We start from the raw sequence: 12,991 nt of genomic DNA, 5'->3' as shown, positions 1-12,991 counted from the left end.
GCAGCGAGGTGATGCCCGAAGGTGCCGATGGGTGTGTGTACAGCCCGGCGATCAGCCGCCTGGCAGCAGGTGTTTGGCTTGCAGCCGGGGGGTGCCGTTTTCGAGCACGCCACCCACGGTGAAGAACGATCCGAAGACGACGATTCTATCAGCGGGCCCCGCCTGCTCGATGGCTGCGCGCAACGCGTCCATCGGGCCCGCGTGCACGCTGCCAGAGGCGTCGGCACGGGTGTTCTGCGCCTGCCAGGCAGCGAGAAGATCTGCCGCCTTGGCGGCGCGCGGCGTGGGCAGGTCAGTGAAGTACCAGCGGTCGATCAGCGGGCCGATGCGCGCGAGGATCGGCGCCAGGTCCTTGTCGGCCATGACACCGAACACGCCGTGCGTGGTGGGATAGAAGCCCATCGCGTCGAGGTTCTCGGCCAGCGCGGCCACTGCGTGGGCGTTGTGGGCCACGTCGAGCACCAGCGCGGGCTCGCCCGGCACGATCTGGAAACGGCCCGGCAGCTCGACCATGGCCAGCCCGTTGCGCACCGCCTGCGCCGTGATCGGCAGCTGCGGCCGCAGCGCCTCGAGCGCCGCGAGCACCCCGGCGGCGTTGATGAGCTGGTTGGCGCCGCGCAACGCCGGGTAAGCCAGCCCGCTGTAGCGCCGGCCGCGGCCCGACCAGCCCCACTGCTGCTTGTCGCCGGACACGTTGAAGTCGGTGCCGAAGCGCCATAGGTCTGCACCGATGGCATTGGCATGGTCGATCACGCTCTGCGGCGGCATCGGGTCGCTCACGATGACAGGCTTGCCCGCGCGCATGATGCCGGCCTTCTCGAAGCCGATGCTCTCGCGGTCGGGGCCGAGGTATTCCATGTGGTCGAGGTCGATGCTGGTGATGACCGCGCAGTCGGTGTCGATGATGTTGACCGCGTCGAGCCGCCCGCCCAGGCCGACTTCGAGGATCGCCACGTCGGGCTTTTCCTCGATCATGCAATGCAGGATGCCCAGCGTGGTGAACTCGAAGTAAGTCAGCGGCATGTCGCCGCGCACCTTTTCCACCACTTCGAAGCTTGCTATCAGTTTGGAAGCATCGACCGCCTCGCCCTTGAGCCGAAGGCGCTCTTCGAAGCGCACCAGGTGAGGCGATGTGAAGACCGCCGTGCGGTAACCCGCGTGCGTGAGGATCGACTCGAGCATCGCGCAGGTCGACCCCTTGCCGTTGGTGCCCGCCACGGTGATGACGGGGCAACCGAAGCGCAGGCCGAGGCGCTGCGCCATTTCTTTGGCGCGCTCGAGCCCGAGCTCGATGTTCTTGGGATGCAGTTGCTCGGCGCGGGCGAGCCAGTCGTTAAGGGTTTCCATGGAGGCCGGGATTGTCGCCGACCCGCGTGCCGGGGCATCATCGCGGCCATGACAACCCTATACGGCATTCCGAACTGCGACACCGTCAAGCGCGCCCGCGCCTGGCTCGACGAACATGGCGTGGCCTACACCTTCCACGATTTCAAGAAACAGGGCGTGCCTGAAGCCGAACTCGACCAATGGCTGAAGAAGCCGGGCTGGGAGGCCCTGGTCAACCGCAAGGGCACCACCTGGCGCAAGCTGGACGAAGCCACGCGCGAAGGCGTGACCGACGCCGCCTCCGCCCGCCCGGTGCTGCTGGCCAACCCCAGCCTCATCAAGCGGCCGGTGGTCGACTGGGGCCCGAAAAAGCCCGTCACCACAGGCTTCGACGCTGATGCCTGGGCTGCTGTGAAGGCCGTGTAAATGCCGGAACCCGCCTCGCGGCGGGTCGTCCAACCAGCATCCGCAGGAGAGACCATCATGAACAGACACGTTTTTCGCACCCTTGCCGGCATCTCGATGGCTGGCGCGCTGGCGGCTGGCACGGGCCTCGTGCACGCCCAGCAACAGCAAGGCCAGGTCGTCCAGGCACGGGTGATTTCCGCTACGCCGATCCGCGAAACTACTGGTAGCGATGTCAGCTACAACGTTACCTACGAGTACAACGGCCAGCAGTACACCACCCGCATGAATACCCGGCCCGGCGCGACCATCGCGGTCCAGGCGTCCTCGTATGGCGTCGTGACCTCGCCGGTGGCTCCTCAGGGGCAGGTCCAGACCTATCCGGTCGAGGCCAATGGCAGCGGCGGCTCCCCCTGGGACAACGTCGTGCCCGAACCCGGCGTGGTGGTGGGCGCGGGCGGCCCGCCGCCCGTGTATGTGCAGCCGGCGCCGGTCTACGCGGCACCGGTGTATGTCGACCCCTTCTATGGCTACGGCTATCCATACGCCTACCCGCCGGTCGGCATCTCGCTGAACCTCGGCTATTCGCGCGGCTGGGGCGGCGGCTACCACCGCGGCGGCTGGGGCGGTTTCCGCGGCGGCTGGCACCGCTGAGCGGGCGGGGCCCGTCGAGCCCCTAAAATCGAGGACTTTTCCAACCCTTGACGGGTGCGCCGCTGGTGCGGTGCGTCCTCGATTCGCCGACCGCTTGCGCGCCGGCGCCACCCAATGACGACGACTACCGACACAATCAACAGCGCCGCAGTGGCCACCAAGGCCAATGTGTACTTCGACGGCAAATGCGTGAGCCACAACCTCACGCTGGCGGACGGCACCAAGAAGTCGGTCGGCGTGATCCTGCCGTCCACCCTCACCTTCAATACCGGCGCGCCTGAAATCATGGAAGGCACCGGCGGAAGCTGCGAATACCAGCTCACGGGCACCAGCGAATGGATTGCCTCGGGCCCCGGCCAGAAGTTCAGCGTGCCCGGCAACTCCAGCTTCCAGATCCGCGTAACTGGCGAGCCCTACAGCTACATCTGCCATTTCGGCTGAACCGGGACCCGACATGTCGACCATTCTCCAAAACGTACCCGCCGGCCAGAAGGTCGGCATCGCCTTCTCGGGCGGCCTGGACACCAGCGCGGCGCTGCACTGGATGCGCAACAAGGGCGCCATTCCCTACGCCTACACCGCCAACCTCGGCCAGCCCGACGAGCCCGACTACGACGAAATCCCGCGCAAGGCGATGCTCTACGGCGCCGAGAACGCCCGCCTGATCGACTGCCGCGTGCAGCTGGCCAACGAAGGCATCGCCGCCCTGCAGGCCGGCGCCTTCCACGTCACCACCGCCGGCGTGACCTACTTCAACACCACGCCGCTGGGCCGCGCCGTCACCGGCACGATGCTGGTGTCGGCCATGAAGGAAGACGACGTCAATATCTGGGGCGACGGCAGCACCTACAAGGGCAACGACATCGAGCGCTTCTACCGCTACGGCCTGCTGACCAACCCCAACCTCAAGATCTACAAGCCCTGGCTCGACCAGGTGTTCATCGACGAGCTGGGCGGCCGCGCCGAAATGTCGGCATTCATGCAGAAGGCCGGCTTCGCCTACAAGATGTCGGCCGAGAAGGCCTACTCGACCGACTCCAACATGCTCGGCGCCACGCACGAGGCCAAGGACCTCGAGCACCTGAACAGCGGCATCCAGATCGTGCAGCCCATCATGGGCGTGGCCTTCTGGAAGGACGAAGTCGAGGTCAAGCGCGAGACCGTCTCGGTGCGCTTCGAAGAAGGCGTGCCCGTCGCGCTGAACGGCGTGCGCTATTCGAACCTGGTCGATCTCATCCTCGAAGCCAACCGCATCGGCGGCCGCCACGGGCTGGGCATGAGCGACCAGATCGAGAACCGCATCATCGAGGCCAAGAGCCGCGGCATCTACGAGGCTCCCGGCCTGGCGCTGCTGTTCATCGCCTACGAGCGCCTCGTCACCGGCATCCACAACGAAGACACCATCGAGCAGTACCGCGACAACGGCCGCAAGCTGGGCCGCCTGCTCTACCAGGGCCGCTGGTTCGACCCGCAGGCCATCATGCTGCGCGAGACGGCACAGCGCTGGGTGGCTCGCGCCATCACCGGCGAAGTGACCGTCGAGCTGCGCCGCGGCAACGACTACTCGATCATGAACACCGAGTCGGCCAACCTGACGTACAAGCCCGAGCGCCTGAGCATGGAAAAGGTCGAGGGCGCGTTCACGCCGCTGGACCGCATCGGCCAGCTGACGATGCGCAACCTCGACATCGCAGACACGCGCGAGAAGCTCGGCATCTACACGCGGGTCGGCCTGCTGTCGCCGAACGAAGGCGCATCGCTGCCGAAGCTGGCCAACGACGGCGACGCGAGCTGATCGCCAATCTCTGCCTCGCCTCGATGGGAGGCAGAAACGACGACGGGCCCCTCGGGGCCCGTTTTCATTGGGACAAGGGATTCAATCCCCGCCGCCACCTCCACCGCAGCCGCCGCCACAGCCCCCGCCGCCGTCGGACGAGCCCCCGCCATCGCTGGAGCCACCATCGCCGCTGCTGCTCGACTCGCTGCCGCCGAAGCCGTCGGCATCGCCCGAGCTGCCGCCATCCGACGAGGACGATTCCCCGAAGCTCGTGCCGCAATGGGCATCCGAGCCGATGTGCCGCTCGACCGCCCGGCAGTCGGGCACGTAGTGGAAACCACCGTCGATGGCGAACTTGACGTCCAGCGCAAACAGCAGCGGCAGCCGCGCCGGCTTGCGCGGATCGATGCTCTCCTCCTTGCAGGCCCAATACCAGGTGCGGCGCAGTCCGTCGTTGCGCTTGGCGTCGCGTCCCAGCACCTCGGCCGGGCTGTGATGCAGCATGCCGCCGAAGGCCGCGTTGCACCAGTTCTGGTAGCCCTGCGTATGCAGGATGAACTCGTGCCAGGCCGTATCGACCACCTTCGAAGGCATGGCCACGAACTTGCGATCGCTGCGAAGGTGCGCCATGAAGAACTGGCGCAGGCCTCGCAGCACCAGTTCGGCGTCGCGCCGGCTGAGCTGCGGATGCGCCTGGCACAGCTTGCCGACGAGAAAGGGCGGCAGCCGCGCTTCGCGGATGAACTGGCGCCGCAGGCTGGTTTCGAGGAACCTGAGCACCGCCGCGAACAGCAGTGCCACCACGATCACCGCCACCACCGAGCCCCAACGGCGCGAGCCCAGGAACATCGCGAGCAGCGCCACGAACGGCACCGCCCGGCGGCCCCACACCAGCGCGGCAATGCGCCGCCGATAGTTCAGTTGAAGAAAGTCGAGATCCATTCCCGCGGGCTCAGACCACCACCGGCTCCGGCTCCAGCCGGATGCCGAATCGCTCGTACACGCTGGTCTGGATGGCCTTGGCGAGCGTCATTACCTCGCCGCCGGTCACCGGGTTCTCGGTACCGCCGCGGTTGACCAGCACCAGCGCCTGCTTCTCGTACACGCCGGCATTGCCGACCGACTTGCCCTTCCAGCCGCAGGCGTCGATGAGCCAGCCGGCCGCCAGCTTGATGCTGCCGTCGTCCATAGGGTAGTGAACGATCTTGGGGTCGCGCGCGATGATGTCGGCGCACTGCTCGGGCGTGACGGTCGGGTTCTTGAAGAAACTGCCGGCGTTGCCCAGCACGCGCCAGTCGGGCAGCTTGGCGCGGCGGATGGCGCAGATCCATTCGAAGATGTCGAGCGCGCTCGGCGTGAAATTGCCGGCTTCCTCCATCTTGCGCTCCAGGTCGAGGTAGCCGACCACTGCTTTCCACGGCTTGGGCAGCCGAAAACGCACCCGGGTGATCACCGCCCTGCCCGCCAGCCCGAAGTCGTTGGGGCCGCTGCGCGCATGCTTGAACACCGAATCGCGGTAGCCGAAGGCGCATTGGGCGGCGTCCAGCGTGAAGCTGCGGCCGGTTTCGAGGTCATAGGCATCGAGCGACTCGAAGCGGTCTTGCAATTCGACGCCATAGGCGCCGATGTTCTGCACCGGCGAGCCGCCCACGGTGCCGGGAATCAGCGCCAGGTTCTCGAGCCCCGGGTAGCCGCTGCGCACCATCCACTCGACCGCGTCGTGCCAGATTTCGCCCGCACCGGCCTCGACGATCCAGGCGCGCGGGGTTTCTTCCACCAGCCGCAGGCCCTTGATCTCGACCTTCAGCACCAGCGGCTTGACGTCGCCCGTGAGCACTATGTTGCTGCCGCCGCCCAGCACGAAACGGGGCGCGTCGCGCCACTGCGCATCGGCGCGCAGCGCGGCCAGGTCGGCCTCGCCGGTGATGCGCGCAAGATGCTGCGCGCGTGCGACGATGCCAAAGCTGTTGTAGGGCTGCAGCGGGACGTTGGACTCCACGATCATGGGAGAATTGTCGCATCCAGCATCAGTGAATTCAGGAGAGAGTCAATGCCGTCCTTCGATACCGTCTGCGAGCCCAATCTGCCCGAAGTGAAGAATGCGGTCGAAAACACCGCCAAGGAGATCGCGACGCGCTTCGACTTCAAGGGCACGGCCGCCGCGGTCGAGCTCAAGGACAAGGAGATCACCATGATCGGCGACGCCGAGTTCCAGCTCGTGCAGGTGGAAGACATCCTGCGCAGCAAGCTCACCAAGCGCAGCGTCGACGTGCGTTTCCTCGACAAGGGCGACGTCCAGAAGATGGGCGGCGACAAGGTCAAGCAGGTCATCAAGGTCAAGAGCGGCATCGAGAGCGAGCAGGCCAAGAAGATCACCCGCATCGTCAAGGACAGCAAGCTCAAGGTGCAGGCCGCGATCCAGGGCGACGCGGTGCGCATCACCGGCGCCAAGCGCGACGACCTGCAGGCGGCCATGGCCCTCATCAAGAAGGACGTGCCCGACATGCCGCTCACGTTCAACAACTTCAGGGACTGACGTACTCCCCCAGGCTTGCCCACTTCGTGTGGCCGCCACCCCCCTCGCCGGGGGCAATACCGGCGGCCCGGCAAAGCCGGTTCCGCGGTATTCCTGGTCTATTCAAGTCGAACAACCGACGCTGGAGCAGCAAGCCCCGTATGAAAAACCTCGTCGTTGCAGCGCAGCTGTTCATTGCAGCCGCCGTGGCGCACGCCGCCGGTTCGGTCACCCTGACCGGCACCATCGGCAGCCGCGCGATCCTGATCGTGAACGGCGCCCCGCCCAAGACCGTGGCGGTCGGCGAGACTTTCCAGGGCGTGAAGCTCGTGTCGCTGCAGTCCGAGCAGGCGGTGGTCGAACTCGACGGCAAGCGCGTCAACCTGCGCATGGACACGCCGGTGAGCATCGGCGGCGGCGGCGGTGGCTCGGGCGGCGGCAACCGCGTCGTGCTGTCGGCCGACAGCCGCGGGCACTTCATGACGCAGGGCACCATCAACGGGCGGGCCGTCACATTCATGCTCGACACGGGCGCGACCAACGTGGCCATGTCGGCGGCCGATGCGCAACGCATCGGGCTGGACTACAGCAAGGGACAGCCGGTGCAGATCGGCACCGCCAACGGCACGACTTCGGGCTACCGGCTGCGGCTGCAGTCGGTGCGCGTGGGCGACGTCGAGGTGTACGACATCGACGCCGTGGTCTCGCAGCAGTCGATGCCCTTCGTGCTGCTGGGCAACAGCTTCATGAACCGCTTCTCCATGCGGCGCGACGCGGACCAGATGGTCCTCGAAAAACGGTACTGATTGCTCGCCCCCAGGCTGCGCGCACTTTGTGTCGCTTCGCCAACCCCCTACCGGGGGCGGGCCCCTTGAGAAGACCCGGCCCGATCAGGCTTGCGCGGCGGTGACGACGATCTCGATCTTGTAGGCCGCATTGGCCATCTTGGCCTGCACGGTCGCGCGCGGCGGCGTGTTGCCGGCCGGAATCCAGGCGTCCCACACCTCGTTCATGGCCGTGATGTCGCCGATGTCGGCCAGGAAGATCTGCGTCATGAGAATGCGGGACTTGTCGCTGCCGGCCTCGGCCAGCAGGCGGTCGACCATGCCCAGCACCTGCGCGGTCTGGCCGCGGATGTCCTGGGTGGTGTCGTCGGGCACCTGGCCCGCGAGGTAGATGGTGCCGTTGTGCACGGCGGTTTCGGAGAGACGCGGGCCGACGTGGAAGCGGGTGATGGAAGCCATGGTTTTCTTTCAGTCTTTCTTTTTCCCGGAGCCGAGCTTCGACTCCGTGCCGGCCGCGAGCCGGCGGATGTTTTCGCGGTGCCGCCAGATCAGCAGCAGGCTCATGACGATGATGGCGACCAGCACCGTGCGGTCGAGCGGCCAGGCAATGCCTCCGCCGATCAGATAGTAGGCCGGCGCGAAGAACGCCGCCACCAGCGACGACAGCGACGAGTAGCGGAAGAAGATCGCAATGATCAGCCAGGTGGCGCCGGTGGCCAGCCCCAGCCAGGGCGCGACGCCCATCAGCACGCCGGCCGCCGTGGCCACGCCCTTGCCGCCCTGGAAGCCGAAGAACACCGGGTAGAGATGGCCCAGGAAGGCCGCGAGGCCGGCCAGCGCGGCAACGCCCGCCCCGAGCCCCCATTGCGCGCCGAACTGGTGAATGAGGAACACCGGCACCCAGCCCTTGAGCGCGTCCAGCAGCAGCGTGGCCAGTGCCGCGCCCTTGTTGCCCGAGCGCAGCACGTTGGTGGCGCCGGGGTTCTTGCTGCCGTAGCTGCGCGGATCGGCCATGCCGAGCGTCTTGCTCACGATGACCGCGAAGGACAGCGAGCCGATGAGATACGACGCCACGATGGCAATGAGGGAAGGTAAGTTGAAACTCAAGACGGCTCTCCGCGGGGGATGGATTGTTGTTCTGTTCGGCGCCGGCTATTCTGCCAGCGCACATTGCACGGGCTTCGCGCCCAGCAACGCCACGCACACCTGTGGATCGATGCCGATCAGGTAGCCGCGCCGCCCGCCGTTGAGCACGATCCTTGGCAGCTCGAGGATGGCCGCCTCCACATACACCGGCATCGCTCGCCGCGTGCCGAACGGCGAGGTGCCGCCCACCATGTAGCCGCTGTGCCGCTGCGCCACCTCGGGCTTGCAGGGCTCGACCGACTTGGCGCCGATCTGCCGCGCGAGGTTCTTGGTCGACACCGTGCGGTTGCCGTGCATCAGCACGATCAGCGGCTTGGCGTCCTGGTCCTGCATGACCAGCGTCTTGATGACGGTGAACGGGTCGAGCCCGAGCATCTCGGCACCCCGCTGCGCGCCGCCGTGCTCGACGTATTCGTAAGGGTGCTCGGTAAAGGCGATCTTGTGCGCGCGCAGCAACTGGGTGGCGGGCGTCTCGGAGGTATGGGTGCTTTTCTTGGCCATCTCGGTGGCAATTGCGGGTTCAGGATCGCTTCAGAAAACTTGGTGTTCCACGACAAGAATTTGCCGTGTCGCATCGAATTCCGGTCCAACCATGCAGCATACGTCAGCCCCGGTGCCCAAGGCTTCGTTCCGTCTCGGGCGTTGATGCACCGCCCCACCCTGATTGCGCTCGTGCTGGCCGTGGTGGCGATGCACGCAGCGGTGCTCTGGCTGCTGCTGGGCGCAACGCAGCCGCACAGGCGCGCGGCCGAGACGGCACGGCGTGTGGTGATGGAAGCGGTGCAGGTCGCGCAGCCCGTCTTGAAGGCCGAACCGCCGGCGCCGCAAAAGGAAGCTGCGCCGCGCGCCCCCGGCTCGGACAGCTCGTGCAATCGCAAGGCGCGCAACCCAGCCCGCACGAGGCAATGCCATCACGGCACCCGCCACGCCAGCCATGGCCGATGAGCCAGCCCAAGCCGCGAGCCCCGCACCAGCCAGGCCGCTGATTCTTCATTCGGAAAGCACCCGCCGCGCCCTGCGCGACATCGGCCGCGAGCGCTCCTTCGCCGATCGCGCCGGGCAAGAGCTCAACGGGAATCCACGCTCCGCCTTCGATTCCCGGCTGGGCGCGGACGTCGCCGGCTCGGCGCGCGGCGACTGCATGAAAGGCCAGTTCAAGGGCAGCGGCATGGGCCTCTTGAGCCTGCCCGCCCTCGCGCTTGCCGCCGCCCAGGGTGACTGCGGCCGCTGAACCCAGCGTCAGGCCGCGGGGTCGCGAATCTCCCAGCGGATCTTGTCGATCTCGGCCAGGATCTCGGGCGACAGCGTGGTGCCGTACGCGTCCAGGTCTTCGTCCAGTTGCGCCACCGACGTCACGCCGATGATCGTGCTCGCCACCTGCCACTTGGTGTAGCAGAAGGCCAGCGCCAGTTGCGTCGGCGTCAGGCCGTTGTCGCGTGCCAGCTGGTTGTAGCGCTTGGCCGCGCGCAGCGAATCGGGCCGGCCCCAGCGCTGCTTGCGCACCGACTCGTAGCTCGAGATGCGCGCGCCCTTGGGCGCGTCGGGGCCCTCGATGCCGCTCTGGTCGTACTTGCCCGTCAGCAGGCCGAAGGCCAGCGGCGAATAAGCCAGCAGCGACACATTCAGCCGGTGCATGGTCTCGTCCAGCGCGTTCTCGTGGCCGCGGCTGATGAGGCTGTACACGTTCTGCACCGTCGCCACGCGCGGCAGCCCGTGCTGCTCGGCCAGCCGCACGAATTCGTGCACGCCGTAGGGCGTTTCGTTCGACAGGCCGATGGCGCGCACCTTGCCGGCCTTCACCAGCTTGCCCAGCGCTTCGAGCTGCTCGAGGATCGGCGTCTTCGAGCTTTCCTTGGCCGGGTCGTAGTAGATGTTGCCGAACAGCGGCACGTGGCGCTCCGGCCAATGGATCTGGTACAGGTCGATGACATCCGTCTTCAGGCGCTTCAGGCTCGCGTTGCACGAAGCCTCGATGTCCGCGGCCGTCATGCCGGTGCCTTCGCGCACCCAGGGCATGCCGCGCGACGGGCCGGCCACCTTGGTCGCCACCACCAGCTTCTCGCGCGCGCCGGGGTTGGCGGCGAACCAGTTGCCGATGATGGTTTCGGTGGCGCTGTAGGTTTCCTTGCGCGTGGGCACGGAGTACATCTCGGCGGTGTCGATGAAGTCGACGCCGCGCTCGAGCGAGCGGCTCAGGATGGCGTGCGAAGTGGGTTCGTCGACCTGTTCGCCGAAAGTCATCGTGCCGAGGCAGATCGGGGTGACGTGCAGGTCGCTTTGACCGAGTTGGATCTTTTTCATGCGCGGGATGCTACCGCCCCGACCCACGGCCTGCTGGCCGCCCCATCAAAACCCGAGCGTTGCGCACCCGCCCGCTGTCCTGTGCCGGACTGCGTCAGCACAAAGGCCTCTTTATCATCGACGCCCATGTACCAAGCCCTCCGCCCCTCCCGCAGCGAATTCGTGCCCGTGCGCAACCTCAGCTACCACGTGCGCCTGTGGGGCCAGCCCTCCGACGCGCGCCCTCCGTTGGTGCTGGTGCACGGCTGGATGGACGTGGCGGCGTCGTGGCAGTTCGTGGTCGACGCCATGGAGCAAGACCGCTTCATCATCGCGCCCGACTGGCGCGGCTTCGGCCTGACCGACGGCGGCGGCGTCGACAACTACTGGCTCGCCGACTACCTGGCAGACCTCGAATGGCTGCTGGACCACTACGCCGGCGAAGGAGAAAGTGCCAGGCAGGTCGACCTCGTCGGCCACAGCATGGGCGGCAACGTCGTCATGCACTACGCGGGCGTGCGGCCGCAGCGCATCCGCCGCCTGGTCAACCTCGAAGGCTTCGGCATGCCCGCGCGCAAGCCAGAGGAAGCGCCCGCGCGCTATGGCCAGTGGATCGATGAACTCAAGCGCCTGCACCGCGGCGAGATGGCGCTGGCCGGCTATTCGGCGGTGGACGGCGTGGCCCGACGCCTCATGAAGACCAACCCGCGCCTCACGCCCGACAAGGCCAACTGGCTCGCCAGCCACTGGTCGGTGAACCATGCGCAGCCTGACGGCAGCGAGCGCTGGCAGATCCTGGGCGAGGCGGCGCACAAGATCGTCAACGCGCACATCTTCCGCGTGGACGAGACGCTGGCGCTGTACGCCCGCATCACCGCGCCGCTGCTCATGGTCGAGGCCTCCGACGACAGCCTGCACGGCTGGTGGAAGAACCGCTACACGCTCGACGAATTCCATGAGCGGCTGAAGTCCGTTCCCGTCTCTCGCATCGAGCGGCTGGAGGACGCGGGCCACATGCTGCACCACGACCAGCCGCAGCGCGTGGCGCGGATGATCGAGGAATTCCTGGCGGACTGAGCCGGCTGCTCAACCGCGGCGCGGCTCGCTGTCCAGGCTTGCCATCTGCGCCGCCGCATAGCGGTCGCCGGCGGCCGCACCCTTGGGCACCGCGCGCTCGATGGCCGCCAGATCGTCGGCCGTGAGCCGCACGCTCGACGCGCCCAGCGCTTCGTCGAGCCGCGTGCGCTGCCGCGCGCCGATCAGCGGCACGATGTCATCGCCCTGCGCCGCCACCCACGCGATGGCAATCTGCGCCACCGTCACGCCCTTGGCATCGGCGATCTTGCGCAGCGCATCGACCAGCGCCAGGTTGCGGTCCGCGTTCTCGCCCTGGAAGCGCGGGCTGTGCGCGCGGAAATCCTTCGCGCCCGCGCTGTCCTTCGTCCAGTGCCCGCTGATCAGTCCGCGCGAAAGCACGCCGTAGGCGGTGATGGCAATGCCCAGCTCGCGGCAGGTCGCGAGGATGTCGTCCTCGATGCCGCGCGAGATCAGCGAGTACTCGATCTGCAAATCGCAGATCGGGTGCACCGCCGCCGCCCTGCGAATCGTCTGCGAGCCCACTTCGGAGAGGCCGATGTGGCGCACGTAGCCAGCTTTCACCAGGTCGGCGATGGCACCGATGGTGTCTTCGATGGGCACGTTCGCATCGAGCCGCGCGGGGCGGTACACGTCGATGTGGTCCACGCCCAGGCGCTGCAGCGAGTAGGTGGCGAAGTTCTTCACCGCCGCGGGCCGCGCGTCGTAGCCGACCCAGCCGCCGGCCGGGTCGCGCATGGCGCCGAACTTCACGCTCAGCAGCGCCGCGTCGCGCTGCGAACCCTTCAGGCCCTTCAGCGCTTCGCCGATCAGCATCTCGTTGTGGCCGCTGCCGTAGAAGTCGCCGGTGTCCAGCAGCGTGATGCCCGCGTCCATGGCGGCGTGGATGGTGGCGATGCTTTCCGCGCGGTCGGACGGGCCGTACATGCCCGACATGCCCATGCAGCCGAGCCCGAAGGCGGAGACTTGCGGGCCGGTGGCACCGAGTTGGAGTGTGTTCATGGTGAC

Annotated in this window: 17 protein-coding genes; 9 read left to right on the top strand and 8 right to left on the bottom strand. The window is 67.2% G+C overall.

Annotated elements, in window-relative coordinates:
- Positions 1 to 51: 51 nt before the first annotated feature.
- A complete protein-coding gene (folC, locus tag ACQY8B_RS04710; protein ID WP_422089151.1) occupies positions 52 to 1,359 on the bottom strand; it encodes a bifunctional tetrahydrofolate synthase/dihydrofolate synthase in 1,308 nt (435 codons plus the stop codon).
- Positions 1,360 to 1,395: 36 nt separating this feature from the next.
- On the opposite strand from folC, the gene ACQY8B_RS04705 reads away from it, so the two are divergent.
- From ACQY8B_RS04705 to argG, 4 genes are all read left to right on the top strand, one after another.
- Positions 1,396 to 1,752, top strand: a complete 357-nt coding sequence (locus ACQY8B_RS04705; protein ID WP_422085634.1) for an ArsC family reductase — start codon at positions 1,396 to 1,398, stop codon at positions 1,750 to 1,752.
- Between the two features lie 57 nt (positions 1,753 to 1,809).
- Positions 1,810 to 2,385 (top strand): hypothetical protein, encoded by a 576-nt coding sequence (locus ACQY8B_RS04700; protein ID WP_422085633.1) that lies wholly within the window; start codon positions 1,810 to 1,812, stop codon positions 2,383 to 2,385.
- 114 nt (positions 2,386 to 2,499) lie between these two features.
- Complete coding sequence (locus ACQY8B_RS04695) at positions 2,500 to 2,826, top strand: pyrimidine/purine nucleoside phosphorylase (RefSeq protein WP_422085632.1); 327 nt, start codon at positions 2,500 to 2,502, stop codon at positions 2,824 to 2,826.
- Between the two features lie 13 nt (positions 2,827 to 2,839).
- Positions 2,840 to 4,180: an argininosuccinate synthase gene (gene argG / locus ACQY8B_RS04690; protein ID WP_422085631.1), complete on the top strand. Its 1,341-nt coding sequence runs from the start codon at positions 2,840 to 2,842 to the stop codon at positions 4,178 to 4,180.
- An 81-nt stretch (positions 4,181 to 4,261) separates the two neighbouring features.
- Here the strand turns inward: argG and ACQY8B_RS04685 are convergent, their stop codons facing one another.
- Both ACQY8B_RS04685 and murB read right to left on the bottom strand, forming a co-directional pair.
- The gene (locus tag ACQY8B_RS04685) at positions 4,262 to 5,104 is read right to left on the bottom strand and encodes a glycine-rich domain-containing protein (RefSeq protein ID WP_422085630.1); all 843 of its coding nucleotides are present in this window, start codon (positions 5,102 to 5,104) and stop codon (positions 4,262 to 4,264) included.
- Positions 5,105 to 5,114: 10 nt separating this feature from the next.
- Positions 5,115 to 6,167, bottom strand: coding sequence for a UDP-N-acetylmuramate dehydrogenase (gene murB / locus ACQY8B_RS04680; protein WP_422085628.1), 1,053 nt, complete (start codon positions 6,165 to 6,167; stop codon positions 5,115 to 5,117).
- Between the two features lie 45 nt (positions 6,168 to 6,212).
- Here murB and ACQY8B_RS04675 point away from each other — a divergent pair, with 45 nt between their 5' ends.
- Together ACQY8B_RS04675 and ACQY8B_RS04670 are read left to right on the top strand one after the other, a co-directional pair.
- Positions 6,213 to 6,698: a YajQ family cyclic di-GMP-binding protein gene (locus ACQY8B_RS04675; RefSeq protein WP_237675446.1), complete on the top strand. Its 486-nt coding sequence runs from the start codon at positions 6,213 to 6,215 to the stop codon at positions 6,696 to 6,698.
- Positions 6,699 to 6,838: 140 nt separating this feature from the next.
- Positions 6,839 to 7,483 carry a retropepsin-like aspartic protease family protein gene (locus ACQY8B_RS04670; RefSeq protein WP_422085627.1) on the top strand — a complete coding sequence of 215 codons (645 nt, stop codon included), beginning with the start codon at positions 6,839 to 6,841 and terminating at the stop codon, positions 7,481 to 7,483.
- Positions 7,484 to 7,567: 84 nt separating this feature from the next.
- On the opposite strand, the gene ACQY8B_RS04665 is transcribed toward ACQY8B_RS04670, so the two are convergent.
- The 3 genes from ACQY8B_RS04665 to ACQY8B_RS04655 are packed head-to-tail and all read right to left on the bottom strand — an operon-like array spanning position 7,568 to position 9,109.
- Positions 7,568 to 7,921, bottom strand: a complete 354-nt coding sequence (locus ACQY8B_RS04665) for a RidA family protein (protein WP_422085626.1) — start codon at positions 7,919 to 7,921, stop codon at positions 7,568 to 7,570.
- 9 nt (positions 7,922 to 7,930) lie between these two features.
- On the bottom strand, positions 7,931 to 8,569 hold the full coding sequence (gene plsY / locus ACQY8B_RS04660) for a glycerol-3-phosphate 1-O-acyltransferase PlsY (RefSeq protein WP_422085625.1): 639 nt from the start codon (positions 8,567 to 8,569) through the stop codon (positions 7,931 to 7,933).
- Positions 8,570 to 8,614: 45 nt separating this feature from the next.
- A complete protein-coding gene (locus ACQY8B_RS04655; protein WP_422085624.1) occupies positions 8,615 to 9,109 on the bottom strand; it encodes an aminoacyl-tRNA deacylase in 495 nt (164 codons plus the stop codon).
- A gap of 144 nt (positions 9,110 to 9,253) precedes the next feature.
- On the opposite strand from ACQY8B_RS04655, the gene ACQY8B_RS04650 reads away from it, so the two are divergent.
- Positions 9,254 to 9,553 (top strand): hypothetical protein, encoded by a 300-nt coding sequence (locus tag ACQY8B_RS04650; RefSeq protein WP_428745003.1) that lies wholly within the window; start codon positions 9,254 to 9,256, stop codon positions 9,551 to 9,553.
- Positions 9,543 to 9,839: a hypothetical protein gene (locus tag ACQY8B_RS04645; protein WP_422085622.1), complete on the top strand. Its 297-nt coding sequence runs from the start codon at positions 9,543 to 9,545 to the stop codon at positions 9,837 to 9,839. The genes ACQY8B_RS04650 and ACQY8B_RS04645 overlap by 11 nt, the downstream gene beginning before the upstream one ends.
- An 8-nt stretch (positions 9,840 to 9,847) precedes the next feature.
- Here the strand turns inward: ACQY8B_RS04645 and ACQY8B_RS04640 are convergent, their stop codons facing one another.
- Positions 9,848 to 10,909, bottom strand: a complete 1,062-nt coding sequence (locus tag ACQY8B_RS04640) for an aldo/keto reductase (protein ID WP_422085620.1) — start codon at positions 10,907 to 10,909, stop codon at positions 9,848 to 9,850.
- A 126-nt stretch (positions 10,910 to 11,035) separates the two neighbouring features.
- On the opposite strand from ACQY8B_RS04640, the gene ACQY8B_RS04635 reads away from it, so the two are divergent.
- The gene (locus ACQY8B_RS04635; protein WP_422085619.1) at positions 11,036 to 11,965 is read left to right on the top strand and encodes an alpha/beta fold hydrolase; all 930 of its coding nucleotides are present in this window, start codon (positions 11,036 to 11,038) and stop codon (positions 11,963 to 11,965) included.
- Positions 11,966 to 11,974: 9 nt separating this feature from the next.
- Here the strand turns inward: ACQY8B_RS04635 and ACQY8B_RS04630 are convergent, their stop codons facing one another.
- A complete protein-coding gene (locus ACQY8B_RS04630; protein ID WP_422085618.1) occupies positions 11,975 to 12,985 on the bottom strand; it encodes an aldo/keto reductase in 1,011 nt (336 codons plus the stop codon).
- Positions 12,986 to 12,991 lie beyond the last annotated feature (6 nt).

This window comes from Variovorax sp. (genome assembly GCF_965279555.1).
Classification (GTDB): domain Bacteria; phylum Pseudomonadota; class Gammaproteobacteria; order Burkholderiales; family Burkholderiaceae_C; genus Variovorax.
Note: the sequence above shows the minus strand (reverse complement) of the source record. Positions and strands in the feature narration are given on the sequence as shown.

Bases quoted from the DNA above. Each gene is read 5' to 3' on its own strand.
- ACQY8B_RS04630 (WP_422085618.1), bottom strand. From the start codon at position 12,985: ATGAACACACTCCAACTCGGTGCCACCGGCCCGCAAGTCTCCGCCTTC.
- ACQY8B_RS04640 (WP_422085620.1), bottom strand. From the start codon at position 10,909: ATGAAAAAGATCCAACTCGGTCAAAGCGACCTGCACGTCACCCCGATC.
- ACQY8B_RS04655 (WP_422085624.1), bottom strand. From the start codon at position 9,109: ATGGCCAAGAAAAGCACCCATACCTCCGAGACGCCCGCCACCCAGTTG.
- murB (WP_422085628.1), bottom strand. From the start codon at position 6,167: ATGATCGTGGAGTCCAACGTCCCGCTGCAGCCCTACAACAGCTTTGGC.
- ACQY8B_RS04685 (WP_422085630.1), bottom strand. From the start codon at position 5,104: ATGGATCTCGACTTTCTTCAACTGAACTATCGGCGGCGCATTGCCGCG.
- ACQY8B_RS04665 (WP_422085626.1), bottom strand. From the start codon at position 7,921: ATGGCTTCCATCACCCGCTTCCACGTCGGCCCGCGTCTCTCCGAAACC.
- ACQY8B_RS04670 (WP_422085627.1), top strand. From the start codon at position 6,839: ATGAAAAACCTCGTCGTTGCAGCGCAGCTGTTCATTGCAGCCGCCGTG.
- argG (WP_422085631.1), top strand. From the start codon at position 2,840: ATGTCGACCATTCTCCAAAACGTACCCGCCGGCCAGAAGGTCGGCATC.
- ACQY8B_RS04675 (WP_237675446.1), top strand. From the start codon at position 6,213: ATGCCGTCCTTCGATACCGTCTGCGAGCCCAATCTGCCCGAAGTGAAG.
- ACQY8B_RS04635 (WP_422085619.1), top strand. From the start codon at position 11,036: ATGTACCAAGCCCTCCGCCCCTCCCGCAGCGAATTCGTGCCCGTGCGC.
- ACQY8B_RS04650 (WP_428745003.1), top strand. From the start codon at position 9,254: ATGCACCGCCCCACCCTGATTGCGCTCGTGCTGGCCGTGGTGGCGATG.
- ACQY8B_RS04695 (WP_422085632.1), top strand. From the start codon at position 2,500: ATGACGACGACTACCGACACAATCAACAGCGCCGCAGTGGCCACCAAG.
- ACQY8B_RS04705 (WP_422085634.1), top strand. From the start codon at position 1,396: ATGACAACCCTATACGGCATTCCGAACTGCGACACCGTCAAGCGCGCC.
- ACQY8B_RS04700 (WP_422085633.1), top strand. From the start codon at position 1,810: ATGAACAGACACGTTTTTCGCACCCTTGCCGGCATCTCGATGGCTGGC.
- ACQY8B_RS04645 (WP_422085622.1), top strand. From the start codon at position 9,543: ATGGCCGATGAGCCAGCCCAAGCCGCGAGCCCCGCACCAGCCAGGCCG.